We start from the raw sequence: 24,794 nt of genomic DNA on the forward strand, positions 1-24,794 counted from the left end.
TGCCGACGGAATGGAAGTCGATGCTGCTCGACTAGACACTGGTTAGACGATGCCACCTGCGGATTGGATGCAGGGGGCCCAGACTAGCCGTTTGCGCAGCATGGCGGTGATTATATCCGTCATTAGCTCAAATCCGGAAGATTATCCATGCCGAAAGTGCCTGACGCCGGTAAACGCCATCGCCACGCCCAGCCTGTCTGCAGCCTCGATCACCTCGGCATCCCGCACCGACCCACCGGGCTGAATCACCGCTGTGGCACCAGCCTGAGCTACAACTTCCAGGCCATCCGCGAAAGGGAAAAATGCGTCGGAGGCTGCAACGGTGCCGTTTAGCGGCAGTACGGCTTTCATTGCGCCGAAGCGAGCTGCATCCACCCGGCTCATCTGGCCCGCCCCGATACCGACCGTCTGGCCGTGGCCACCGCTGAAACGAGCGTAGACGATCGCGTTCGATTTGACGTGTTTGCATACTCGCCAGGCAAACAGCAAAGCACGCAACTCCTCCGCAGTGGGCGCTCGCTTGGAGACGATTTGAAGCTCTCCCTCCCTGATCCGCAACCGATCGGCATCCTGCACCAGCATCCCGCCTGAAACCTGCTTCAAGACGCGTGGAGTATCAGCGGGCGAAATCTCAAGGAGCCTGAGATTCTTCTTCGCCCCAAAACGTTCCAGCGCCTCACGGGTGAACGAGGGCGCGACGATAGCCTCGACGAACAGCTTCGCAATCTCCTCTGCTGCTGCGGCATCCACCTCGCGGTTTATCCCAATCACTCCGCCAAAGGCCGACACCGGATCGGCCTCAAGTGCCCGGCGATACGCTTCCGCAACTGTGGCTCCGGTCGAAGCTCCACAGGGGTTGGTGTGTTTGATAATGACAACCGCCGGCTCGTCGAACTCACTTACCAACTCCCAGCAAGCGTCAAGATCCACGATGTTGTTGTAGCTGAGTTCTTTCCCTTGTAGCTGCTTAGCATTCGCCACACCTTTGTCACTGCCGTCGGTATAAAGCGCAGCCTTCTGGTGTGGATTTTCCCCATAGCGAAGCGATTTGAGAAGCGCATCATTGACCCGAATAGTTGTAGGTAACTGCTCTCGCGAAAAAATAGCCTTGCCGCTCGGAGTCTCGATGCTCTCCAGGGCGGTCGCTATTCCTGCATCGTATGCTGCGGTCACCGCGAAGGCTGTCTTGGCGAGCCTCCAGCGTGTCGCGTGACTCAGACCGCCCGAGTTCGCGGCCATCTCATCCGCCAATCGAGAATAGTCCGCGACTGAGGTCACAATCGCGACGTCCGCGAAGTTCTTCGCCGCCGACCGGACCATCGAGGGTCCACCGATATCAATATTTTCGATCACCTCCGCGAAACCAACCCCGGGACGATTGGCCGTGTTCTCGAACGCATACAGGTTCACCACCACCATATCGATCGGTTCTATCTGATGTTCAGCGACCGAAGCCATATGTTCCGCGTTATCACGGATATGCAGAATTCCACCGTGAACCTTCGGATGAAGGGTCTTCACACGGCCATCGAGCATCTCGGGAAATCCGGTCAGGTCGCTAATATCGCGCACGGGCAGAGCCGCTTCTCGTAGCGCACGGGCGGTTCCCCCGGTTGAAACCAGGTCCACGCCGAACGACGCAAGAACTCGAGCAAAATCAACAAGTCCTGTCTTGTCAGTAACAGAGAGGAGAGCGCGGCGGATCTGCCGAAGATCGGTAGGAACAGCTAAGGAAGCAACGTCGTGTTCAATCATCACCTGACTATTCTAAAGCCAGCAAGCGACAGCATCTCGTCACAGCAGAGCCGAACCAGTCAGCGAGCTTACGTGCAGAACCTGGTGCGCGACACACCAGCGCTTGAGCCCATTCGCAACATTCTCGACGGCGCGAGGATCCGCGTAGCTGGCCGTCCCAACCTGTACCGCGGTCGCTCCAGCCATCATGAACTCAACCGCGTCCTCGGCCCGAACAACTCCTCCCATGCCAACGATAGGGATGGTCACATTCTTTGAAACCTCATGCACCATCCGCACCGCAATGGGTTTGATTGCGGGTCCGGAGAGTCCTCCGGTGATATTGGCGATGCGAGGCCGACGCGTCTCAACATCAATCGCCAAAGAGACGAACGTGTTGACCAGCGAGACCGCGTCAGCTCCACCATCCGCTGCTACGCGCGCCATCAATCCAATATCCGTAACGTTAGGCGAAAGCTTGACCATCAGGGGCCTGCGAGCCGCTGCCTTGCATCGTGCCACCAACTCCCAAAGCTGCGGCGGATCAGTCCCGAAGACCATCCCTCCATGGCTGGTATTGGGGCAACTCGCATTCAGCTCATACATCGCAACACCGGGAGCATCGTTCAGGGCTTGAATAACCGCGACACAATCCTCGATGGTGAACCCAAAGACGTTCGCAATAATGACCGTGCCCGTGATCTTCCTCAGCTTGGGAAGTTTTTCTGCGATAAAGGCGCGAACCCCCATGTTCTGCAGCCCAATCGCATTCATCATCCCGGCGGCGGTCTCTATAATTCTCGGAGCCGGGTTGCCTGCCATCGGCTCGCGCGAGAGCCCTTTCGTGACCAGCCCTCCTATGCGATCCAAAGAAACAATATCTTCAAACTCGATCCCATAACCGAAGGTTCCGCTTGCCGCAATCACCGGCGAGCTGAACTCAACACCGGCGACGGTCACCCGCATGTCCGGACCTTTGGTTCGTGCAGTCGCGCTCACCGTCTCGATTCCGTTCCCATACCATCCAGTGTAGCGTTACCCCTCGATGCACAACGCGCTAGTGCTTCGACGCAGCGAGTCGATGCATCTCCGAGCCCGCCATCAGGAAACCGCCAACTCCATACACATAACTCGCCGAAGGCTTGAACTTGCCCGGCTGCCCATCGATCGGCTGGATCGAACCCAAGCGTCCATCCGCATAGATATGCCCAAGCATCCCCTTCCACGACTTCTCCACCACCGGAAGATACGTCTTGCGATCGAGAATCTTCTCATTGATCCCATACGCAATCGCAAACGTAAAAAACGCCGACCCTGAGACCTCCGGCAGGTCATAAGACTCCGGGTCCAACAACCCCGATCGCCACAACCCATCCGGACTCTGAATCGCCGCCAGTTCCCCGGCCATCTCACGAAACTGCGCCACATACTTCGGTCGCGAAGGATAGTCCACCGGCATGATCCGCAGCACGTTGACCAGTGCACCCATCACCCAGCCATTGCCGCGCGACCAGAAGATCGGCTTGCCGTTCGCCTGTTTCTGCATAAAGTAGCGGCTGTCGCGAAAGTAAAGATGCTCCTCCTGGCTGTAGAGGCTCCCCGACGTTAGCCACCACTCGTGATCCATGTAGTCGAGATACTTCCGGTCTTTCGTAATCGCATACATCCGCGAAAGCACCGGCGGCGACATGAACAGAGCATCGCACCACCACCAAAGCAGCTTATTGGGGTCGTCTTCACGCACAATCAGACGATCCATAATCGCCTTCGTGTCCGCCATCCGCACAGGTTGCGAGTCTTCGCGATAGAGGTCCATGTAAGCCTGCCCTAAAGCCTGATCATCTGCATGAGGAAACCGCGCATCGAGCAGCGTCCAGTCCGACCGCTCCGCCAGATGCAGTACAGCATCGCGATACTTCAGATCACCAGTAGTCTTTGATGCCGCAAGCAATCCGTCATAGAGCGCAGCAAACGTCCACTGCTTATTGAAGTGCGGCTCCGCATAAGCAACCTGCCAGTCGGCAACCTTCTTTATGGCCGCATCGATGGCCTTCGGCTTCAACTCCGTCGAGAGTCCCCTCGCCAGTGGACCAGGATCATCCGGAGCATCCCCCGCAGCGTTACCATCCACCGGCACCACCTTCGCTGTCCGAGCCACCTCCGGAGCAGTCTGCGCAAAGGCCCCCATCGAAACAGCCCCGACCAGCAGAACAAGAGCAAAGCCACGCGAAGTTCTTGCCAGCAATCCAGTTCGAGAAACCCCACCGGATCCCCACTGCAGCGTCACAACATTCGAAAAAAACATCATCCCTAAACCAGACTCCCATTCATTACCAGTGCAACTGCACTCCGCAACCGCGCCGTGTTCCCTTCAAAGGCAGGCCGTAACCTCGGCGCCTTCGAAAGAGCATTCTGTTTGAGTTCAGACTCAACGATCGGCCCGAACAGATACCACGCAGCCGTAATATCCCCAACGACCACAATCTCACTCGGAGCCAGGGCATTGGCAACCATCCTCAATCCCCGTCCAAGAAACGAAGACATCTTCTCAAGAGCTTTGACCGCATTGGCATCATGGGACTGCGCCATCTTCACCAGCGCTGCAAAGGTAGGCGGCGCGCTCGCCCCACTCATCTCTTCGTAGTAGCGCAGACCCGCGCGATTCGAGCCGACAGTCTCCCAGCACCCTCGCCCCCCACACCCGCACCGCGGTCCATTCATCTCCATCTGCACATGGCCAAACTCTCCCGCCATGCCGTTTGCGCCGCGAAGCAACTGCCCATTGGCAAAGATTCCCGTTCCAATTCCCTCTGAAACATTCACCACCACCAGGTCATGCAAGCCATCGCTGTCGCCGAACCAGACCTCCGACAGCGCGCACGCATTTGCGACGTTATCCATCTCAACGCGCAGCCCCGTAGCTTTTTGAATACGCGACTTGATACTCGAGATGGGCCACTTCAAGTTCGGCGCAAAGATCGGCTCGTCGCGAAGCGGGTCAGCTCGACCCGGCAGACTGATGCCAATTCCGTCAAACGATTTGTCGCTATGCGCCGCGATCAGCTTCCGAATCGCAGAGATAATCGGCTGAATCGCCTTCTTCGGATCCTCCGGCAGCTCGACCACATTCTGCGCCACAATCTTCCCGCCAAGATCAGTCACCGCAACCGTCGTCTGCGACGGATGAATGTCCAGCGCAATCACCGCCCGCTGATGATTCAGCTCTAAAAAAGTCGGCCTGCGACCGCGAGGTGGCCGGCCCGTCGAACCCTCCAGAATCCACCTCTCCTTGATCAAATCTTCGACGATCAGCGAGACCGTGCTGCGCTGCAAACCTGAGACGCGGGCAAGATCGGCACGTGAGAGTGGCTGACGAGTTCGAATCAGATTGAAGACAAGGTTCCGGTTGATCTGGCGAGGCGTTTTGTTCGACGCGCTCTGTCTGCGGGTAAAGGTGAACCGAGCCGAATGTGTGGTGGGCATCGTTAGCTTTCGTGTCTCATAAAATCAATAGGCGAAACCATATCAAAACATACGAACTGGGCAAAACTCGAACGTCGCACTGTCGTTCGAATCAATCTTGAGCCGCCCATCGCTTGACATCTTTGGCGACGAGTCTTTATATCACTGGAGATCAAGCATTTTGTAGATACTTTGAATTATTGTTTCGAAAACGTTATTAACACCCAGAAATCTTCCATTAAAACAACGCAAACCACCAATAGGAGAACGACAGCCACGATGTACTCGCGACGAAATTTTCTAAAGACTGGCGCGACCGCCGTCGCAGCTTCGTGGCTCCCTGCTCTCCCCTTACAAGCCTCCATCGCAACCCTTGGCCGCAACACCAATCCAGCGGCCGACACACCCCACACGCGTCGGCTCAGCGAAGGATGGGAGTTCCTCCAGGGCTCTCTCGGCAGCCCATGGGAGGCATGGCACAGCGAAGAGGTCGCCGTCTGGCAGCCCATCGCCATGCCCCACTGCTTCAACGCCTACGACGGCTGCGACCCCGACATCCCCTACTACCGCGGCAACGGCTGGTACCGCAGCCACGTCCCCATCGCCAACCCCTTCCCCAACGGACGCACCCTCCTTCACTTCGAAGGAGCCGGCCAAACTAATACCGTCTATGTGGGTGAAAAATTAGCAGGAAAACACACCGGAGGCTACGACGAGTTCGTCTTCGATATCACCGACCTGCTCCCCGACGCCTCCCAGACAGCAGCAGATCCAGCTTCCGCTCCGACGAAACCAAAAGTTAAGAAGCCCGCAGGCATCCCCATCTCGATCCTCTGCGATAACTCCCGCGATCAGGACCGCATGCCCTCCGACCTCAGCGACTTCAGTCTCTACGGCGGAATGTATCGCCATGTAAATCTCGTCTACGTTCCAGCGGTCTCGCTCGAGACGGTCCACATCCGCACCGATCTGCCCACACCAGGAAGTCCAGCGAAGATCACAATCCTCGGCTCTCTGCACAACCCCGCCAGTTCCTCCGATCAACTCAATCTCTCCATAGAAGTGATCGACGCGAAGGGCACCCTGGTTCATCAGTCGACCCACAAGCTTCCACCCTGGCACGACACCGCCGAACTCACCAGCTTCACCATCGCAAAGCCTCAACTATGGAGCCCCGCCAACCCGCAACTCTACGAGTGCCACATCACCCTCCACGCCTCAGCAGCCAACAGCGCAGACGCCGACTACACAGCGCGCGAGACCTTCGGCATTCGCCACACCGAGTTCGTCCAGCACGGTCCCTTCAAATTCAACGGCGAGCGTCTCCTCCTCCGCGGCACCCATCGCCACGAAGATCACGCAGGCTTCGCCGCCGCCATGCCCGACGATCTCATCAACCAGGAGATGCAGCTCATCAAGGACATGGGCGTCAACTTCATCCGCCTCGCCCACTATCAGCAATCACGCCGCGTCCTCGAGCACTGCGACCGCCTCGGCATCCTAGTCTGGGAAGAGATCCCCTGGTGCCGCGGCGGCATCGGCAACGACACCTTCCAGGAGATGGGCCGCCGCACCCTCCGCAACATGATCGCCCAACACTACAATCACCCCAGCATCCTCCTCTGGGGCCTCGGCAACGAGGACGACTGGCCCACCGAATACCCGGACGTCAACCAGCAGGCCATCCGCACCTACCTGCAGGAGCTCAATACCCTCTCGCACCAACTGGATCCCTCACGCCTCACGACCATCCGCCGCTGCGACTTCGCGCGCGACATCCCCGACGTCTACTCGCCCTCCATCTGGGCCGGCTGGTATCGCGGCACCTACCCGGAGTACCAGAAGACCCTCGAAACCGAGCGTGAGCGCGTCAACCATCTCTTCCACGCAGAGTGGGGAGCCGACAGCCACGCCGGTCGCCACTCTGAAGACCCCGACAAAGTCCTCGGCAAAATTGTAACTGGTAAAGGTACAGATGAACGCGGCATGGACTATCTCCTCACGGGCGGCCAGACCCGCGTATCCAAAGACGGCGACTGGTCGGAGACCTACGCCTGCAACCTCTTCGACTGGTACCTCAAAACCCAGGAGACTCTCCCCTGGCTCACCGGCTCCGCCCAGTGGATCTTCAAAGACTTCACCACTCCCCTCCGCGTAGAAAATCCCATCCCGCGCATCAACCAAAAAGGCCTCATCGAACGAGACATGACGAAGAAGGAGAGCTACTTCGTCTTCCAGTCCTACTGGACCGAAGTCCCCATGGCCCACATCTACGGCCACACCTGGCCCATTCGCTGGGGCACCGAAGGCGAACAAAAGATGGTCAAGGTCTACTCCAACTGCGACACCGCCGAGCTCTTCGTCAATGGCAAATCCGCCGGCACAAAACAACGCAGCAGCCAGGACTTCCCCGCCGCCGGCCTCCGCTGGACGACTCCCTTCGCCACCGGCAAAAACACCCTCCGCGTCGTAGCCACCAAAGCCGGTAAAACCATCACCGACGAAATCACCTTCATCTATCAGACAGAGCCCTGGGGCGCTCCCGCCGACCTAAAACTCACCGAAAGATCCCGCACCACCATCGACGGCAAAGAGACTGTCACCGTCGAAGCAAAGCTCTACGACGCAAAAGGCATCCTCTGTCTTGACGCCCGCAACCGCCTGCGCTTTACCATCGCCGGTCTCGGCACCCTCATCGACAACCGCGGCACCACCAAAGCCTCCCGCGTCGTAGAAATGTCCAACGGCCGCGCCGAAATCACCATCATCCGCAACAACAGCTCCTCCGTAGTCAGCGTCACAACCCCCGGCATGCAAGCCGCCTTCTACACCATCCCCTAGCAGTAGGCCTCACTAAGCCGCAAATTCGGGACCTGTTGTTGCTTCTTTTTGTTGTCATCCCGTAGGGATCTGCTGTTGCATTTGTCTTTTGTTGCCATCATGTAGGGATCTGCTCTTGCAAGTCTTTGCCGTAGGGGACCCCAAGGCTTTAGCCTTGGGGTCTCTCTGCGCCTCAAGACCGGTAGTGGGCTTCAGCCCCTGGCGTATGCCATCTTCTCCAACCCAGAAAGCCGCGCATGCTAGCCTGAAATCGTGGCGACCTACCTAGAGCAATCGCTTGCAAAGCTGAAAGAGTTCGAAGGCTGCGTCGGGTGGATGTATCGCGACACAGTCGGCAAAGTCACCGTCGGCGTCGGCCTCATGCTCCCCGACGCCAAAGCCGCCGAGTCCCTCCCCTTCATCCTCGGCAGCCGCCCCGCCACACTACAAGAGATCGCCGCCGAGTACACACGCATCAACTCCCTTCCCCAAGGCCGAGCCGCCGCCTTCTACAAATCCCCCAACGGCCTCGAACTCCCCCAGCAGACCATCGACGCAAAACTAACCGCCGTCCTCCACAGCTTCGAAACCGACCTCCGCACCCACCTCCCCCACTACGACACCCTCCCCGATTCCGTAAAGCTCGCGCTTCTCGACATGACCTACAACCTCGGCCCCGCAGGCCTCTTCAAAGACTTCCCTCACCTCATCGCCGCCGTCCAGTCCGGCTCCTGGGCCGAAGCAGCAGCACGTTGCCTGCGCCGAGGCCCCAGCGCCGCCCGCAACAACTGGACACGCGAGCAGTTCCTCTCCGCCGTCGTAACCAGCATCCAGGCAGAGGCTGAGAGCCTGCTGAAGCAAATCTGGCGTGTCATACGTCAAATATGGAACGCCTTATTCGGCCCCCGGCAATAGAGCCCGGCCCCGGGCTTCGATATAGTGGAACTCTTGACTCAAAAAAGTCTGCGGAGGGCTTTTGGTAAAGGTAAAACGTAGCATCGCCTCAATCGCGATCATCATCGCATGTGCAGTCGCTCTAGGCGTCACAGCGAAGGCACAGGACCTCGCAAGCTTCGAAAAGCGCACCACCGTCAAAGTTCTCCCTAACGGCCTCACCCTCATCATCTGCGAGCGCCCAGAGGCCCCCGTCTTCAGCTTCTACACCCTCGTCGATGCAGGCTCCGCCGACGACCCCGACGGCGCCAGCGGCATCGCGCACATGTTCGAGCACATGGCCTTCAAGGGCACCACCGAGATCGGCACCACAGACTACCCAGCAGAAAAGATCGCCCTCGCCAAAGTCGAAACCACCTACGCGGCCTACGACGCCGAGTACCGCAAACGTGTCGGCCAGAACGCCGAAAAACTCGCACAGCTCCTCAAAGCGTTTCAGGATGCTCAGGCCGAAGCGCAAAAGTACGTCATCCCCAACCAGTTCTCCCAGATCGCCGAAGAGAACGGAGCCGTAGGCATCAACGCGAATACCACCGAAGACTCCACCCAATATTTTTGGAGCATGCCCTCCAACCGCCTCGAGCTCTGGGCCTACCTCGAAAGCCAGCGCATCGCCCATCCCGTCGAGCGCGAGTTCTACAAGGAGCGCAACGTCGTCCAGGAAGAGCGCCGCACGCGCGTTGATTCCTCTCCCGTAGGCCGCATGGTCGAGCAGTTCCTCTCCACCGCCTATGTCGCGCATCCCTACCGCCGCCCCGGCGTCGGTTGGGAGAGCGAGATAAGCCAGGTCTCCGCCACCGAAGCCACCACCTTCCACGAAAAATACTACGTCCCCGCAAACATCGTCATCGCCGTCGTAGGCGACCTCAAAGCCTCCGAGACCATGCCCATCCTCGAGCGTTACTTCGCCCCCATCCCCGCCGCCCCGCGCCCCGAGCCCATGACCACCGTCGAGCCGCCACAAGTCGCCGAAAAATCCGTCACCATCCGCGAGGCCACCCAGCCCTTCTACATCGAGGGCTACCACCGCCCCGACTACCTCGACCCCGACGACTCCGCCTACGACGCCATCTCCGACATCTTCTCCAACGGCCGCACCGCTCGCCTCTATCGCTCTCTCGTCCGCGACCAGTCCATCGCTGCCGAGGCCCAGGGCTTCAGCGGCTTCCCCGGCGACAAGTACCCCGGCCTCTTCGCCGTCTACGCCGTCCCTCTCCCCGGCCACACACCTGAAGAGATGCGAACCTCTATTCACAAAGAACTCGACCGCCTCAAGAGCGAAGACGTCACCGATGCTGAACTCGAACGCTTCAAGACCCGCGCCCGCGCCGACCTCCTCCGCGGCCTCGCCGACAACGAAGGTCTTGCTCATCAACTAGCCGAATATCAAACCCGCTTCGGCGACTGGCGCGAGCTCTTCAACCAGCTCCACAAGATCGACGCCGTCAACAAAGCAGACATCCGCCGCGTAGCCAACAAGATCTTCACCGACAGCAACCGAACCAGCGCACGAATCGAATTCGTCCCACCCCAACGCAAAGCTCCTCAGGTCCAACCAACCGCCGGAGGTGCTCAGTGAACCCAAGTCTCCGCTTCTCTCACCTGTCATCGCATATCTCTCAGTTGTCATCTAGTTTTTTTTGGTTGTCATTCCGTAGCGCAGCGGAGGAATCTGCTGTTGTCTTCGCGGCTTCAAATTCCGTCTCATCGAAAATCCCCAACGCAACCCAGAGCCACAAATCACTAAGACCAGTGCCATTCACAAAGTACATCGCGACCATAGCCGCAGCAGCATTCCTAATACTCCCCATCTACGCCCAGACCGCAGCGCCAACAGCCCCCGCCACACAGGTACAACCGTGGAAGCAAATCCCCATCCCACCCCTTCCAGCCTTCAAACCCGTCCAACCCCACCGCGTCGAACTAGAAAACGGCATAGTCCTCTTCCTCCAGGAAGACCACGAGCTCCCCTTCATCAACGGCACCATCCTCATCCGAGGCGGCAGCCGCGATGAGCCCAACGCCAAGGTAGGCCTCACCTCCCTCTACGGCGAAACCTGGCGCACCAGCGGCACCGCAACCATCGACGGCGACAAGCTCGACGACGTCCTCGAAGCCAAGGCCGCCTCCATCGAAACCAGCGGTGGCACCGCCTCCACCTCCATGGCCTGGTCCAGCCTCAAAGGCGACTTCGACACCGTCTTCGCCTCCACCATCGACCTCCTCCTCCATCCCACCTTCAAAGATGACAAACTCCAACTCGCCAAGCAGCAGCTCGAGACCGGCATCGCTCGCCGCAACGACGACGCCGGCAGCATCGCCACTCGCGAAGCCGCGAAGATCGCCTACGGCCCCCACAACCCCTACGCCCGCGAGCTCGAATACGCCACCGTAGACGCCGTCACCCTCGCCGACCTCAACGCCTTGCACACCCACACCGTCGTCGGCAGCAACATCATCGTCGCGCTCTCAGGCGACTTCGACTCCACCGCCATGGAAGCCAAGCTCCGCGCTGCCTTCTCGCCCATCCCACGCGGCCAGCGCTTCCAGTCCTTCAAAGCCACTTTCACCGACCCAAAACCCACCGTCAACTTCGTCTCCAAAGACGACGTCAACCAATCCAACGTCATCATCGTCGGCCTCGGTACCGAGCGCAGCAACCCCGACTACTACGCTCTCTCCGTTATGAACCAGGTCTTCTCCGGAGGCTTCGGCTCCCGCGTCGTCCAGGACGTTCGCACCAAACTCGGCCTGGCCTACTCCGTCGAAGGCAACTACGGCGCCTCCTACGACCACCCCGGCATCTTCGTCGTCGAAGCCGCAACCAAGAGCGCCACCACCGTAGCCGCAACCAAGGCTCTCCTCGCCGAAATCGACCGCCTCAAAACAGAACCACCCACCCCCGCCGAACTCAGCAAGGCCAAAGACCAGGTCCTCAACTCCTTCATCTTCCACTACGACTCGCCCGACAAAACGCTAGGCGAGCAAGTCACTCTCGCCTTCTACGGCTATCCAGCCGACACCCTCGAAAAATACAAATCCGGCATCGAAAAAGTCACCTCCGCCGACGTCTCCCGCGTAGCCAACAAGTACATCGACACCAGCAAACTCGCCGTCATCGTAGTAGGCAACGAGTCACAGATCACGCCATCGCTCGCCACCCTGGGATTAGGCACCGTAAAAAACCTCGACATCACCATCCCGCCCCCACCCGGCGGCAAGCCAGCCGAATAAACCTAAATCCAACCCGCGACCAACGGGAGCACCAGGCGAAGCGGTACACAAGTCACGAAGTGACCGCCCCACGCGCAGTGGGCCCGTCCGGCAGGACACAAGCAAGCGTAACAAGTACTTGACTGACCCACCGTTTCTTCGCCTACCCTAAGGCAAGGACCTGTCTCGATAGTTGTCACCCTCGAAGAGTGAACAATGAAACGAATCCTGATTCTTCTATTTGCGCTCTTGGGAGCAAACAATACCGCCTCTCGCGCTAGCCAGAAGACGCCAACTGAGCCACCAGCACGAAGGAGTTCAATGTCAAACGAGTCTGCAATAATAAGCCTCTTCGACCGATGGGAGCGGGTTTGGCACGAGGGCCAATACGACCTGGTACCGAGCTGCGTTGCAGAAGCCTATCTCCGACATGACCAAAAGGGCGACCGTACAGTAACCCGAGACGCCTACGCGGCGGAGATAGCCAAGATTCGCGAGGAGCGCCCGGGCATTCGCGTAGTTGTGTATGACCACACATTTGCAGGCGACCGCGCTTGGTTTCGCTTTGCATTTAAGTGGACAGATACAAAGACTGGCGAGGCGCACAGCCAAGCTGGCATGCAACTCTACCGGATCGAGGCAGGCAAGCTCGCAGAGACTTGGCTTACGATGGCGCCGCCAGGCTCGGCATGGCCGGACGCTGTTGCGCAGGAGCACTGGACAAGTCCGCCACCAGGTAAATAGCGGACTGCTTTGGGTCAGCCAAGTAATTTGCTACCCAAGCAAGCAGTTCCTAATCGAGTTCTGAGCAACAGCCCCCTCAATGGGCACGATGGCGCTATCCTTGAAAAGCGTCATCGTCCCGGAGGTTCGTCATAAAAAACCCGCACGCGTTCCTGCTAAGTGCTGCCTCTCTCCTGCTCACCGCTCTCCCCGCCTCAGCCCAGCAACGCCCTCCCGCCACTCCGCTCATCACGCACGACCCCTACTTTAGCGTCTGGTCCACCACCGACAACCTCACCGACTCCGACACAACCCACTGGACCGGCTCCCCGCAACCCATCACCGGCATCGTCCGCATCGATGGCAAGCCCTTCCGCTTCATGGGTCACAACCCAGACACCGTCCCCGCCGCCCAGCAGACAGCGCACTCCATCACACCCACCCACACCCCCTACGAGTTCCGCCAAAACGGCATCACCCTCCGCCTCGTCTTCTTCACCCCCGCCATCCTCAGCGACCTCGACGTCCTCTCACGCCCCGTAACCTACCTCACCTGGACCGCCGAATCGACTGACGCCACACCTCACCAAGTCTCAATCCTTCTCGACGTAGACCCACTAATCGCCGTCAACGACCGCAGCCAACAAGTCAACTCCTTCCGCAACCAAACTTCCTCCCTCAACGTCCTCTCCACCGGCTCTCAGGATCAAAAGATCCTCAACCGCTCCGGCGACGATCTCCGCATCGACTGGGGCTACTTCCATCTCGCCGTGCCGAAAGATTCGCACTACTCAACCTTCCTCGCCCCGCACGCAGCCACCGCCTTCGCCTCCACCGGCCAGCTCCCAACCACCGACACCATGGACATGCCCGAGCGCGCCGACCACTCCGCCTCCGCGCTCTCCGCCATCATCGACTTCGGCTCCGTTACGGCGCAGCCCGTCACTCGCCACATCCTCGTCTCCTACACCGACGACTACGCCATCCAATATCTCCAGCGAAACCTCCGCCCCTACTGGCAGCGCAACAACATGCCCGTAGACCAGATGCTCGATCTAGCCGAACAGCAATATCCGGAGCTCGAAGCCCGCGGCACCGCACTCGACAAAGAACTCACCGCAGACCTCATCAAAGTTGGTGGTGAACACTACGCCTACATCGCCATCCTCTCGTACCGCCAGGCTATCGCCGCGCACAAACTCGTAGCCGACGCCAACAGCGACCCCATGCTCTTCGCCAAAGAGAACTTCTCCAACGGCTGCATCGCCACCGTCGACGTCCTCTACCCCTCAGCCCCCTTCTTCCTCTTCTTCAACCCAAAGCTCCTCGAAGCCCAGCTCCTCCCCGTCCTCGAGTACTCCTCCCTCGCACGCTCGAAGTTTCCCTTCTCTCCTCACGATCTCGGTCAATACCCCCTGGCCAACGGACAGGTCTACGGCGGCGGCGAAAAAACCGAAGAAGATCAAATGCCCGTCGAAGAGAGCGGCAACATGATCATCCTTGTTGACGCCGTAGCCCGCGCCGAAGGCACGCCACAACTAGCCCAACGCTACTGGCCCCAGCTCACCAAATGGGCCGAGTATCTCAACGTCCACGGTCTCGACCCCGAAACCCAGCTCACCACCGACGACTTCGCCGGCCACGTCGCCCACAACGCCAACCTCTCCCTCAAAGCCATCGACGCCCTAGCCGCCTACGCCGACCTAGCCCATCTCCTCAAGCAGGAAGCCGTCGCAAAGCAGTACCAATCCACCGCAAAAGAGATGGCCGCAAAGTGGATCACCATGGCCAAGGAAGGCGACCACTACAAGCTAGCCTTCAACAGCCCCAACACCTGGAGCCAGAAGTACAACCTTGTCTGGGACAAACTCCTCGACTACAACCTCTTCCCCAACAGCGTCCGCGACAGCGAGGTCGCCTTCTACCTCACCAAACTCAACCTCTACGGCCTCCCCCTCGACAGCCGCGCCGACTACACCAAGCTCGACTGGTCCATCTGGACCGCAACCCTCGCCTCCAACCCCGACCAGTTCAACGCCATCATCGACCCCATCTACCGCTGGACCAACGAGACCCCAACCCGCGTCCCCCTCACCGACTGGTACGACACCAAAACCGGCAAACAAGTAGGCTTCCAGGCCCGCAGCGTCGTAGGCGGCGTCTTCATCAAAGCCCTCGCCGACAAACAACTCACCACCAAGTGGCGCGCCAAATCCACCTCACCCGAAATAACCCAACTACCCGTCGTCCGCTAATCTATCGAATCAACTAATCGGCCATTCGAAGTCTTCGAGCATTGCGACTAAGATTACCTCGTCTGCTAGAACACTAGGACGGAACGCGTCTTCTCTTCGACCGACTGCGTCCGCTGCACGACCTGCGGATGCTTCCAACTGCGCTGCACATTCGAGATCTCCGCTGGAACCACATTAGACCCGGTCCCCTGAACGAAAGAGCCACTCACTATATAAACCGCACCACCTGTCGTGCCGGGAGGCCCGAATTCATTCGATGTAGTAAACGCAAGTCCGTCCGTTCCCCAACGTATCAAGTGCGTCGGAGTTCCTACGACATTGTTGATCGTCAGAGTCGCTATGGGAGTGAAGTGTCGAATATCAAACGATTGCAAGGTGTAGGTGGAACTTCCGAAATTGTCAATGCTCTGACCCAGAAAGAACGCCATACCAAGCGAGCCGTCGGGAACCATAAGTCCCGACGCGTTAAACGTGCCAACCACCGTTCCGGAACCCGGGTTGATGATGCGGCCGTTGTCATCGTAGACATAAGTCGTCACTGCATCGTAGTGAATGTCTTGTCCAAATCCTCCAGCAAGACCACCGTAGTCTGTCACTTTTCCAAAACCGGCAGACGTCACCGGGATTGTATAAAAGTCGAATCCCGTGTCTTCATTGTTGGCTGCGAACATGGTGCTTCCATCTGAACTCCACTGAATCGAGTCAAACAAACCTGGGCTCGCGTTAAAGCACCCAGCTTGTATCCACCCACACAACGCGCTTGTACGCGCAGTCCCATCGTCATAGATCACCACGCCACCTTCTTCCGCAGGGCTGAACCCTGGCGTGTCGCGGACGACCGCCACCGTCGCGTCAGAATTCGGGGCAGCTTGCATATCCATCGCAGAAAAAGGGCCATCGAATTTATCCCCACCCAACGGGATCAAAATATCGAGACCCAGATTCGGGAGAGTCATCCGCTGCACGTTCGAAGCGCCATTCAGACTTACATAGAGATACTTACTATTAGCCGACACTGCGAGTAGATTAGGTTCGCTCCCCGCAAAGGTAGAGGCGCCCAGCGAGCCCGTCGCCGGATCAAGCACCTGCACCGAATTTCCCGTGGAACCATCGACGCTCGGAAGCGAAAGATAAATCTTCTTGTTCACTGGATCCCATGCCAGGTCGTTCGCTTGGATAGGAATAACCGTTGTCCCCTGCGTCGGAGCTGCGGTCACGGCGAATGAGATCGAGTTTGATGTCCCTCCGCCAGGTGCTGTGTTGACCACCGAAATGGAGTCGCTACCGACAACCTGCATATCCGCCCCACTCAGCTGTGCGGTCAAGGTCGTTGAATTCGTGTAGGACGTACTCAACGCAACTCCGTTCCACATCACGGTAGAGGAGGAAATGAAGTTAGAACCCGTTACCGCAATGCTGATCGATGCGCTTCCAACTGTCGCTGTGGCTGGGTTGAGCGAACTCAAAGTCGGAACCGGATTCGAGGATGAGGAACCGGGAGGCGTCGATGATGTGGGCGGGGACGATGGGTCCGTTGGAGTGTTGCTCTTCGAACAACCGAAGAGGCCGAATGAACCGAAAACTATGCAGGCAAAAAGTGAAACAGAAGAAAGGGAACGCATCTCTCTAAAATGCTCCGAGCTCTATTGTTAGTAGCCAAGTTAAGCTACCCCGCCCCCAAGTACCGGTCAATGAACGTTAGTTGGGAACTCTTGAAAATTCCGGCTATTGACTTGCCACGGAAGTGGGATTGTCTTTTGCCAATTTGCAAGTGCGTTCAGTCGGTCTGCGATCCTCCAACCCAAACATGAGACGATAGTCCTCTATGGTCTCCAACGAATTCGCCATCGCCATCATGGCTGCCGGCAAAGGCACCCGCCTCAAAAGCAAGCACCCCAAAGTCCTTCACGAGATCGGCGGCCGCGCCCTCCTCCTCCACGTCATCGCCGCCGCAGAAACCGTCGTGCGAGCCGACCACATCTTCTGCATCATCGGCCACGAATCCGATCGCGTCCGCACAGCCGTCGCCGCCACCGGCGTCCAGTTCGTCCTCCAGCCCGAGCAGCGCGGCACCGGCCACGCCCTCCAGATGCTCAAGGCCGACTTCGAGCTCTCCGGCAGGCCAATCCCACAGCATCTTCTAGTCCTCTCCGGAGACGTCCCCCTCATCCGCCCCGAAACCATCGCCGCCGTCCGCGACACCCACCTCCGCGAGCACGCTGCCATGACCATCCTCACCGCCGTCCCCGCCGATCCCACCGGCTACGGCCGCGTCCTCCGCGCATCAGCAGATAAACCCGAAGTCACCGCCATCGTCGAACAAAAATCCCTCCGCTCCGACCAGCTCAGCGCCCCCGAAATCAACTCCGGCATCTACTGCTTCGAAACCGCAGCCCTCTTCGCCAGAATCAACGCCCTCACCACCAACAACACCCACGGCGAGTTCTACCTCACCGACATCGCCGCCATGCTCGTCGCCGAAGGCAAGCGCGTCGTAGCCATCAAAGCCGACAGCGTCGACGAGGTCCTCGGCGCCAATACCATCGCCGAGATGATGCACCTCGACGCCGCCATGCGCCTTAGCACCGCCCACCGTCTCATGGCCCAGGGCGTCACCATCTTCCGCCCCGAAACCTGCGTCATCGACGCCCACGTCACAGTAGGCCCCGACACAATCATCGAGCCCTACGTACAGCTCCTCGGCAACACCCACATCGGCAGCGACTCCCGCATCCGCTCCTACTCCGTCATCCAGAACTCGCGGCTCGGCGACAACGTCCTCGTCCGCAACGGCTGCATCCTCGATACCTCCGAAGTGGCCAACAACGCCATCCTAGGCCCCTACGCCCACCTCCGCCCCGAGAGCCGCATCGGCGAAGCAGCCCACATCGGCAACTTCGTCGAAACCAAAAAGACCATCATCGGCAGGGGCTCCAAGGCCAACCACCTCAGCTACCTCGGCGACGCCGTCATCGGCGACGGCGTCAACATCGGCGCCGGAGCCATCACCTGCAACTACGACGGCGTCCATAAGCACCCCACCATCATCGGCGACGGCGCCTTCATCGGCTCCGACTCCACCCTCGTCGCCCCCGTCACCATCGGCGCAGGCTCTTACATCGCCGCCGGCAGCAGCATCACCGAAGAGGTCCCCGAAGGCGCACTGGCCCTGGGCCGCTCCCGCCAGACCACCAAACCCGGCTGGGTAGCCGCCCGCAAAGCCGCCGCCAAACAAAACACCAACAGCTAGAGCAGAATGCGCATCGGTGTAGAGCTTTGTTCTCCTTTTCGTTTTGTCATTCGGCGCTTTATTTGTTGTCGTTCCGCGCTTTTTGTTGTCATTCCGCAGCGCAGCGGAGGAATCTGCTGTAGGTATCAGGGACATCGCTCTAAACAGCCAGCCCACAAAGCCCAGCGATTATTGTGAGCAGGTTTATTTATGAACCGGCTCCGACCACGGAGGCACTACGCCCGACATGCGCGCATAAGCGATCAGCTGCCCCATGTGCTCATTATCGTGAACCAGAATGCGCAGATACATCCCATCCACCGTCGCCTCTTTCTTCATGATCATGACCTTGCGCTGAAGATCCCCCGGCTTCAACTGAGCACGCGCCGTCTTCACCGCATCCAGCGACCGCTTCAGAAACGCAATGACGTCCGCCTTCGAGGTCACAGTCTTCTCCATATCCTCAGACTTGATGTCCGGCGGCATCGCAGGTCCGGTCACGCTGAGCAGATAGAAGTTAGCCAACGCGATGTGCATGTACACCTCGCTCGTCGACCTCACCCCGGGCGCAGGACGCCACGCAAACTTGTCCGCCGGCGTTGCCTCCGCAAGCGCCACCAGCTGCCGCGAAACATGCGCCCACTCTCCGTCATACCCCTCCCAAAGCCCCTCCATCTGGGCGTGCAGAGAGGTCGTGCACATCACCAGCAAAAGTAACAACGTCTTCATAAGTCTCTCTCCATCGCTTCTGTGACTACGGGTTGTAGTTCCAAGCATCCGGGCTCTCAAGCGCATCGCCAACGGAGAACGAGAGCAGTCCTGATGGCGCCAAAACTACATCCCCCTGTTCTATCTGTCAAAATCCACCAAAATCACACAAGGCCAAAAATAAACTCGAAGATCGTGGCGCATTTTTTCGCACCTCTCAAAACACATTCCAAAGACCACATCCACCACGCAAACCACCACGATCTCACCACCAATTCACCACACCAACTCCGGCCTTTTTCCACGAACCCCCTCAAAAAAATCCGAAAAAGATGAGAAACCGCCCCACGGCCCATATCAGGATTTTTTCCGCCGAAAGCGCCGCAACCAACCGCTCATCCAGCCGCTCAGTCTGCCGATAAAGACACAGAAGAGAAGCCGCTCGCATCTAACCAAAAGACGGCAGCGTCGCTACGCGAAAGTATCCATCCATGACGCAGGAACGAATCCTGGTAGTTGACGACGAAGAACCCGTAAGATCGGTCGCTGCAGCACTTCTGACCCGCAGCGGATACTCCGTCACCACCGCCGAAAGCGCCGAAGAGGCTCTCACCCGGCTCCAGCAGGACCCCGACTACGACCTCGTCCTCTCAGACGTCATGATGCCCATCACCGACGGTCTCACCCTCCTCGATCACCTCTGCACCGACCACCCCGGCATCCCCGTCGTCATGTTCTCCGCCATCAACGACATCTACGTCGTCACCAGCGCCTTCCGCCGCGGCGCAGTCGACTATCTCCTCAAACCCTTCGAGCGCACCGACCTCGAAAGCGTCGTCATGCGAGCCATCGAACACGGCCGGCTTCGCAAACAGAACACCATCTACCGCCACAACCTCGAAGCCATCGTCAACACCAGAACCGGCCGCCTCCGCTCCACCATGCAGGATCTCGAACGCAGCTACGACATCACCCTCGAAGCCATGGGCGACGCGCTCGATCTGCGCGACCAGGAGACCGAAGGCCACTCCCGACGCGTCACCGCTTACACCAACGCACTCGCCCAGGCCATGGGGCTCGAAGCCGAAGATCTGCGAATCATCGCTCGCGGAGCGTTCCTTCACGACATCGGCAAGATCGCAACCCCGGACGCCATCCTCCTCAAGCCCGGCCGTCTCACCGCCGAAGAGACCGCCATCATGAAGCAACACTGCGAACGCGGCTACGAGATGGTACGCAAGATATCCTTCCTGCGCGAGGCCGCCGAGATCGTCTACGCCCATCAGGAACAGTTCGACGGCAGTGGCTATCCGCGCGGCCTGCGAGGCGAGGAGATCCCCCTCGGCGCGCGTATCTTCGCCATCGCGGACGCCCTCGACGCCATGACCTCCGACCGCCCCTATCGCAGAGGAACAACCTTCGCGGCGGCCAGAGACGAGATCATCCGCTGTGCCGGAACCCAGTTCGATCCGCATATCGTTGAAGTCTTTCTCGCCCTGCCCCCCGAAACCTGGTCCAACCTGCGCGTCGCAACGGAACTACGATCCCCCTCCCCATCCTCGCGAAGCATCAACGCTCTCCCGGTTGCGCCGGACAAACAACGCAGCTAGGATCGCAGGGCGAGGTGATTCTCCATGAAGAAAGCCATGAATGCAGCCGAGATCGAGGACGTTCTAAAGGCTAACCCCGAGTGGCATCTCAAGGGCGGCAAGCTGGTGCGCGAATGGACCTTCAAGGATTTTCTCGAGGCAATGACCTTCGTCAACCGCGTCGCTGTCCTGGCAGAGGCCGCAAATCATCACCCCGACATCGACATCCGCTACAACCAGGTCGTCCTTGGGTTGGTCTCTCACGACGCCGCAGGAGTTACTCAGCGCGACGCCTCCATGGCCAGCCAATTGAGCAAAGAGTTCCCTCCCGCATAAGTAGTTCCCCCAGATAGAAGATGCCTGTAAGAAGCTGCCCAGAGACTGTCCTGCCGGACGGCCTACTGCGCGGAGAGCGGCCACTTCGCGGCGTGTAAACCTTGTTGTGGTTAGCGAACGATGCTGGTCCTCCCGTTGGTCGGAAGAAAGTTGGTCGGAAGAAAGTGGATCCACGACCAACGGGAGGTTCACAATCGATCGTAGCTGCAAGAAAAGGTATACAAGTCACGAAGTGACCGCTCTCCGCGCAGGAGGCCCGTCCGGCGGGACAGCTTCTACTTCTAACAGGGCCTTCTCTTGCGACTCGTCATCTCGACCGAAGTCGCGCAGTCTTATCGCGCGACGCTGTGGAGAGACCCCCGTATTTTCCTTTGCCTTTCCTAATCCCGCCCATTGACGCAAAGTCGCTCAGCCCACACTCAGCCCAGCAAAAAACTGTATTTCATAGAAAGAATTTGAACCCGTATTTCTCGTCAAAGAAAATATGTGGAAAAAGCGTAAGTTTTTATAAAACTATGATTACAATGGCTTTACTTAAAAATCTCGAGGCAAGACGGCCCAAAAACCGGCCTCCAAACCATCAGATTTCTATGATGGAACATATTTTTCTTTCTTTCCCTCCATATTGTGGTATCTTCAATTCAACGCAGCGTGAGTCTTCCGGCGTGAAATCTCTCAGCCCGCATCATCGAAGCAAGGCTGATACAAGTTGCGTCACTGGCCTCCCGGCACGAGCAAAACACCGTTCGTGCCGCATTTTTTTGTTCTGACGTCCCTTCCCACACTTAATGATTCCAAGCTCCCGCGTCGCTTCTTGCCCACCTTTCTCGACAGACTTAGCACGCCACCGGATCGAAAAGATCTGCCCCTATTCAAAATCTCGCCACCTGCCGTTTCAGTAGAAGACGGATGAAAGAATCGCCATTTTTTGTTGTCAAGTCCCAAACTCTTGCAACCCAAACCATAACAATGAGATAGCCGTGGCGCATGAGTTATCGTTCGATCGCTATAATTAACACTAATGCCCAGATTTTTTCCGGGTTAGTCCGATCTCCGACAAAATAGCTCCATAAACCATTTAGATAGAATATTTTAGACGCAACCCATTTAGATAGAATATTTTACAGTCGTATAGTGTCTGCAAAGCTAAGAAAATAAGCAGTTTACGTCCAAATACCCCCGGGGGGGAGGGGGGTACCACATGGTCGATGAACGATATCCTGACTCACTCAGACGATTAGTCCATCTAGATCGGGCGGAAAAGACGATCGCAAGCGAAGTTGATATTCGGGCGCCAGAAGAGATTGATCTAAAATACCGACATGAAGCGGATCCTCGGATGTATCGCGTTAGGTCTGGCCACTATGGTGGCCTCAGCCCAGTGGTCAAACCCGTCGGAAGATATCCCGGCCTACAACGCATCTGCTCCGACAAAGCCCCTCCCCCCGGTGCTTAGCGGCGATCAGCTGACTGGAGTCTACTTCTCGCATCCCTATCAGGTGACTGCTTATAAGATGGCTGCCGCCATCCCCGCCGTACTGCATCAGCAACCCTGTTACTGTCATTGCGACCGCGAGATGCATCACAACAGTCTCCATAGCTGCTTCGAAGGCACCCATGGCGCCGCCTGTTCTACCTGCATGAGAGAAGCTGTCTACGCTTACCAGCAGACGAAAAAGGGACAGACTCCGGCACAGATTCGCGCTGGAATCGAGCGCGGCGAGTGGCAGCAGGTCGACCTCGTAAACGCAACGATGTAGCGCCTTGCGATCTCGTGGCACAAGTTTTTTCCACCGAGGTATGCTTGCATCTATGACTTGGGTCTTCTGGGCAGTTCTATCGGCAGTCTTTGCTGCGGCAACTGCGCTGCTGGCCAAAGTCGGTGTCTCGGGAATCGACTCGAACCTCGCGACAGCCATTCGAACGACGGTGATCCTGATCTTTACCTGGGCCATCGCCGTCGCCTTCGAGAAGCATCACGCACTCGCGCAGATCGGCCGGCGCAGCTGGGTGTTTCTAGTGCTCTCAGGCATCTGCACTGGCCTGTCGTGGTTATGCTACTTCCGCGCCCTGCAGATGGGACCGGCATCAAGCGTAGCGCCAGTCGATAAGCTCAGTGTGGTGCTGGTCATTCTCGGCGCGTGGCTGTTCCTCGGCGAGCATCTGACTCCACTAAAGATCGGCGGGGCTTCGCTGATCACCATTGGCGCCGTGATCCTCGCCTTCGCCTAGTCTCTGCCTCGAACAGTAAGAGTTATAATCGCAATAGTTCTTTGTAGCGCCCAATGCAATGTTGGTGCCAGCTCCAGATGGGGGCGTCACGGCTTCGACGGGATTGCTTGTGGCAGAGAGGCATGCCGGGGTGTGGACACCCGTAATCGCTCACAAAACTATAAGTGCCGAACCTCAGTTCGCTCTTGCTGCTTAATTAAATAAGTAGCCGATCGCTCAAGCTTCGCCTACGGGCCTGTACCGATCGTCGCACAGTAGGCTGGTCTTCCCTGCTCCGTCTGAGCGGGTCGGACGAGATCAATCAGACTGGTCGTCGTCGCATCTTCGTCCGTTCTAAGCGCCGATGACGAGACAAAAATGACACGGAAAAAGCATGAAAGCTCTCTGTTGGAAGTTTTTTCGGACGTGGGTTCGACTCCCACCGCCTCCACCATCTATAAGCAATTTATTTTCAGCAACATAGCAAGTTACATCAACAAATTGTGCTAATTCCGTGCTAACCTTTTCGGGTCACCATCCCGGAGAGGCAGCACAAGCACATGACGACGAGAGCAGTCAAAGTTTCCACCATCCCTTCAATCGACATATTCGTCCGTCACTCCGCAGTCTGTCTCCGGCGCGATGATCCCGAGTACAAGAAATGCAATTGCCCCAAACACGGGATACGGTGACCCTCGAACGCACTGAGCTTCGTCATGACAAACACAAGGGTCTCTATCGCATTGTCACTAGTCGCCAGAAGACGGGAACACATGTAAGCGTACTGATTCCGCCTGACGTGGCAATGGAAGCCTTATCCGTGATGAAGCTGAACGAAAGTCATAAGTACATCTTCTGGAACTCAGGGACGGGAACGGAACGAACGGTCGTCACCAACTGGCAACACGATGTAAAGCAAACGTTCGTAGCGGCGGGGATGCCGGACGGCCACTCGCACCAACTGCGCGATACATTCGCCGTCTCGCTTCTACAAAAGGGTGTACCAATGGAAGAGGTGAGTAAGCTGTTGGGCCACACTTCAATCAAGACGACAGAGAAGCATTATGCGCCGTGGGTGACAGCGAGGCAGGATCGGCTCGACTCTCTGGTCGTGGCAACGTGGGTAACGTCGGAGCACGGTGCGAAGGCCGGCCATTGACTCGTTACTGTCATTTTTCTTCGTGAATATGCAGATCCATGGTCACCTACTACCGGAGAACGGCCTGATCGATTCCTTTTCCGTAATCGTTAGAATCGCCGAAGCGGGTGTCGATGGTATTGCCCCCCAGGGATTCGAAAATTTTGAAAATCAAAGAGATATGTCGATATTCGACGATGACCCACAAAAATCCCCACACAAGAAAATAAGATTTTATCCCGTGATTTCCCGCGCACTTCGTCGGATTTTTCGAGATCACTTCGGACAATCGCATCGCTCAGAAAAGCCGGGAACACAACGAGACCAAATCCTCTCGCTGCTCGAAGCGATCATCTTTGACAACACCCGCTGCGAGGTGTTGATCAAGTAGTTAGTTCCGAATCGGCGGTGATTCTCCCGGA

At 58.0% G+C, this 24,794-nt stretch carries 20 protein-coding genes and 1 other RNA gene; 15 read left to right on the forward strand and 6 right to left on the reverse strand.

Features of this window, described 5'->3' with window-relative positions; translation table 11 throughout:
* Positions 1-141: 141 nt before the first annotated feature.
* The 4 genes from purH to HDF12_RS14855 form a co-directional block, all read right to left on the reverse strand.
* The gene (gene purH / locus HDF12_RS14840; RefSeq protein WP_179584603.1) at positions 142-1,755 is read right to left on the reverse strand and encodes a bifunctional phosphoribosylaminoimidazolecarboxamide formyltransferase/IMP cyclohydrolase; all 1,614 of its coding nucleotides are present in this window, start codon (positions 1,753-1,755) and stop codon (positions 142-144) included.
* Between the two features lie 39 nt (positions 1,756-1,794).
* Positions 1,795-2,700 (reverse strand): dihydroorotate dehydrogenase, encoded by a 906-nt coding sequence (locus HDF12_RS14845; RefSeq protein WP_179586952.1) that lies wholly within the window; start codon positions 2,698-2,700, stop codon positions 1,795-1,797.
* A gap of 91 nt (positions 2,701-2,791) precedes the next feature.
* Positions 2,792-4,042, reverse strand: a complete 1,251-nt coding sequence (locus HDF12_RS14850; protein ID WP_257025680.1) for a glycoside hydrolase family 88/105 protein — start codon at positions 4,040-4,042, stop codon at positions 2,792-2,794.
* A gap of 2 nt (positions 4,043-4,044) precedes the next feature.
* Positions 4,045-5,217 (reverse strand): ROK family transcriptional regulator, encoded by a 1,173-nt coding sequence (locus HDF12_RS14855; RefSeq protein ID WP_179584605.1) that lies wholly within the window; start codon positions 5,215-5,217, stop codon positions 4,045-4,047.
* 258 nt (positions 5,218-5,475) lie between these two features.
* Here HDF12_RS14855 and HDF12_RS14860 point away from each other — a divergent pair, with 258 nt between their 5' ends.
* From HDF12_RS14860 to HDF12_RS14885, 6 genes are all read left to right on the forward strand, one after another.
* Entirely contained in the window at positions 5,476-8,037 is a 2,562-nt protein-coding gene (locus HDF12_RS14860; RefSeq protein ID WP_179584607.1) for a glycoside hydrolase family 2 TIM barrel-domain containing protein, read from the forward strand.
* A gap of 252 nt (positions 8,038-8,289) precedes the next feature.
* The gene (locus HDF12_RS14865; RefSeq protein WP_179584609.1) at positions 8,290-8,931 is read left to right on the forward strand and encodes a glycoside hydrolase family protein; all 642 of its coding nucleotides are present in this window, start codon (positions 8,290-8,292) and stop codon (positions 8,929-8,931) included.
* 61 nt (positions 8,932-8,992) lie between these two features.
* Positions 8,993-10,549, forward strand: coding sequence for a M16 family metallopeptidase (locus HDF12_RS14870; protein ID WP_218892472.1), 1,557 nt, complete (start codon positions 8,993-8,995; stop codon positions 10,547-10,549).
* A 173-nt stretch (positions 10,550-10,722) separates the two neighbouring features.
* Entirely contained in the window at positions 10,723-12,204 is a 1,482-nt protein-coding gene (locus HDF12_RS14875) for a M16 family metallopeptidase (protein ID WP_373563935.1), read from the forward strand.
* A gap of 300 nt (positions 12,205-12,504) precedes the next feature.
* Positions 12,505-12,927 carry a nuclear transport factor 2 family protein gene (locus HDF12_RS14880; protein ID WP_179584611.1) on the forward strand — a complete coding sequence of 141 codons (423 nt, stop codon included), beginning with the start codon at positions 12,505-12,507 and terminating at the stop codon, positions 12,925-12,927.
* A 131-nt stretch (positions 12,928-13,058) separates the two neighbouring features.
* Positions 13,059-15,161, forward strand: a complete 2,103-nt coding sequence (locus tag HDF12_RS14885) for a glutaminase family protein (protein ID WP_373563982.1) — start codon at positions 13,059-13,061, stop codon at positions 15,159-15,161.
* Between the two features lie 65 nt (positions 15,162-15,226).
* On the opposite strand, the gene HDF12_RS14890 is transcribed toward HDF12_RS14885, so the two are convergent.
* Entirely contained in the window at positions 15,227-16,516 is a 1,290-nt protein-coding gene (locus HDF12_RS14890; protein WP_179584613.1) for a YncE family protein, read from the reverse strand.
* Between the two features lie 34 nt (positions 16,517-16,550).
* On the opposite strand from HDF12_RS14890, the gene HDF12_RS14895 reads away from it, so the two are divergent.
* Complete coding sequence (locus HDF12_RS14895) at positions 16,551-16,814, forward strand: hypothetical protein (protein WP_179584615.1); 264 nt, start codon at positions 16,551-16,553, stop codon at positions 16,812-16,814.
* A gap of 172 nt (positions 16,815-16,986) precedes the next feature.
* Positions 16,987-18,411, forward strand: coding sequence for a bifunctional UDP-N-acetylglucosamine diphosphorylase/glucosamine-1-phosphate N-acetyltransferase GlmU (gene glmU, locus HDF12_RS14900; RefSeq protein WP_179584617.1), 1,425 nt, complete (start codon positions 16,987-16,989; stop codon positions 18,409-18,411).
* 183 nt (positions 18,412-18,594) lie between these two features.
* Here the strand turns inward: glmU and HDF12_RS14905 are convergent, their stop codons facing one another.
* Positions 18,595-19,119 (reverse strand): DinB family protein, encoded by a 525-nt coding sequence (locus HDF12_RS14905; RefSeq protein ID WP_179584619.1) that lies wholly within the window; start codon positions 19,117-19,119, stop codon positions 18,595-18,597.
* 470 nt (positions 19,120-19,589) lie between these two features.
* On the opposite strand from HDF12_RS14905, the gene HDF12_RS14910 reads away from it, so the two are divergent.
* The 7 genes from HDF12_RS14910 to HDF12_RS14940 all read left to right on the forward strand — a co-directional run bounded on the left by HDF12_RS14910 (position 19,590) and on the right by HDF12_RS14940 (position 24,763).
* The gene (locus tag HDF12_RS14910) at positions 19,590-20,708 is read left to right on the forward strand and encodes an HD domain-containing phosphohydrolase (RefSeq protein WP_179584621.1); all 1,119 of its coding nucleotides are present in this window, start codon (positions 19,590-19,592) and stop codon (positions 20,706-20,708) included.
* Between the two features lie 24 nt (positions 20,709-20,732).
* On the forward strand, positions 20,733-21,023 hold the full coding sequence (locus tag HDF12_RS14915) for a 4a-hydroxytetrahydrobiopterin dehydratase (protein WP_179584623.1): 291 nt from the start codon (positions 20,733-20,735) through the stop codon (positions 21,021-21,023).
* A gap of 1,322 nt (positions 21,024-22,345) precedes the next feature.
* The gene (locus HDF12_RS14920) at positions 22,346-22,783 is read left to right on the forward strand and encodes a CYCXC family (seleno)protein (RefSeq protein WP_257025682.1); all 438 of its coding nucleotides are present in this window, start codon (positions 22,346-22,348) and stop codon (positions 22,781-22,783) included.
* Positions 22,784-22,835: 52 nt separating this feature from the next.
* Positions 22,836-23,255: an EamA family transporter gene (locus tag HDF12_RS14925; RefSeq protein WP_179584625.1), complete on the forward strand. Its 420-nt coding sequence runs from the start codon at positions 22,836-22,838 to the stop codon at positions 23,253-23,255.
* Between the two features lie 79 nt (positions 23,256-23,334).
* Positions 23,335-23,688: a transfer-messenger RNA gene (ssrA, locus tag HDF12_RS14930) on the forward strand.
* Between the two features lie 207 nt (positions 23,689-23,895).
* Entirely contained in the window at positions 23,896-24,393 is a 498-nt protein-coding gene (locus HDF12_RS14935) for a tyrosine-type recombinase/integrase (protein ID WP_179584627.1), read from the forward strand.
* Entirely contained in the window at positions 24,374-24,763 is a 390-nt protein-coding gene (locus tag HDF12_RS14940; RefSeq protein WP_179584629.1) for a hypothetical protein, read from the forward strand. Before HDF12_RS14935 ends, HDF12_RS14940 begins: the two co-directional genes overlap by 20 nt.
* Positions 24,764-24,794 lie beyond the last annotated feature (31 nt).

The sequence above is a fragment of the Tunturiibacter gelidiferens genome (assembly GCF_013410115.1).
In the GTDB taxonomy this organism is placed as follows: Bacteria; Acidobacteriota; Terriglobia; order Terriglobales; family Acidobacteriaceae; genus Edaphobacter; species Edaphobacter gelidiferens.

Bases quoted from the DNA above. Each gene is read 5' to 3' on its own strand.
- purH (WP_179584603.1), bottom strand. From the start codon at position 1,755: ATGATTGAACACGACGTTGCTTCCTTAGCTGTTCCTACCGATCTTCGG.
- HDF12_RS14845 (WP_179586952.1), bottom strand. From the start codon at position 2,700: ATGCGGGTGACCGTCGCCGGTGTTGAGTTCAGCTCGCCGGTGATTGCG.
- HDF12_RS14850 (WP_257025680.1), bottom strand. From the start codon at position 4,042: ATGATGTTTTTTTCGAATGTTGTGACGCTGCAGTGGGGATCCGGTGGG.
- HDF12_RS14855 (WP_179584605.1), bottom strand. From the start codon at position 5,217: ATGCCCACCACACATTCGGCTCGGTTCACCTTTACCCGCAGACAGAGC.
- HDF12_RS14860 (WP_179584607.1), top strand. From the start codon at position 5,476: ATGTACTCGCGACGAAATTTTCTAAAGACTGGCGCGACCGCCGTCGCA.
- HDF12_RS14880 (WP_179584611.1), top strand. From the start codon at position 12,505: ATGTCAAACGAGTCTGCAATAATAAGCCTCTTCGACCGATGGGAGCGG.
- HDF12_RS14895 (WP_179584615.1), top strand. From the start codon at position 16,551: ATGAAGTTAGAACCCGTTACCGCAATGCTGATCGATGCGCTTCCAACT.
- glmU (WP_179584617.1), top strand. From the start codon at position 16,987: ATGGTCTCCAACGAATTCGCCATCGCCATCATGGCTGCCGGCAAAGGC.
- HDF12_RS14905 (WP_179584619.1), bottom strand. From the start codon at position 19,119: ATGAAGACGTTGTTACTTTTGCTGGTGATGTGCACGACCTCTCTGCAC.
- HDF12_RS14910 (WP_179584621.1), top strand. From the start codon at position 19,590: ATGACGCAGGAACGAATCCTGGTAGTTGACGACGAAGAACCCGTAAGA.
- HDF12_RS14915 (WP_179584623.1), top strand. From the start codon at position 20,733: ATGAAGAAAGCCATGAATGCAGCCGAGATCGAGGACGTTCTAAAGGCT.
- HDF12_RS14920 (WP_257025682.1), top strand. From the start codon at position 22,346: ATGAAGCGGATCCTCGGATGTATCGCGTTAGGTCTGGCCACTATGGTG.
- HDF12_RS14925 (WP_179584625.1), top strand. From the start codon at position 22,836: ATGACTTGGGTCTTCTGGGCAGTTCTATCGGCAGTCTTTGCTGCGGCA.
- HDF12_RS14935 (WP_179584627.1), top strand. From the start codon at position 23,896: ATGCAATTGCCCCAAACACGGGATACGGTGACCCTCGAACGCACTGAG.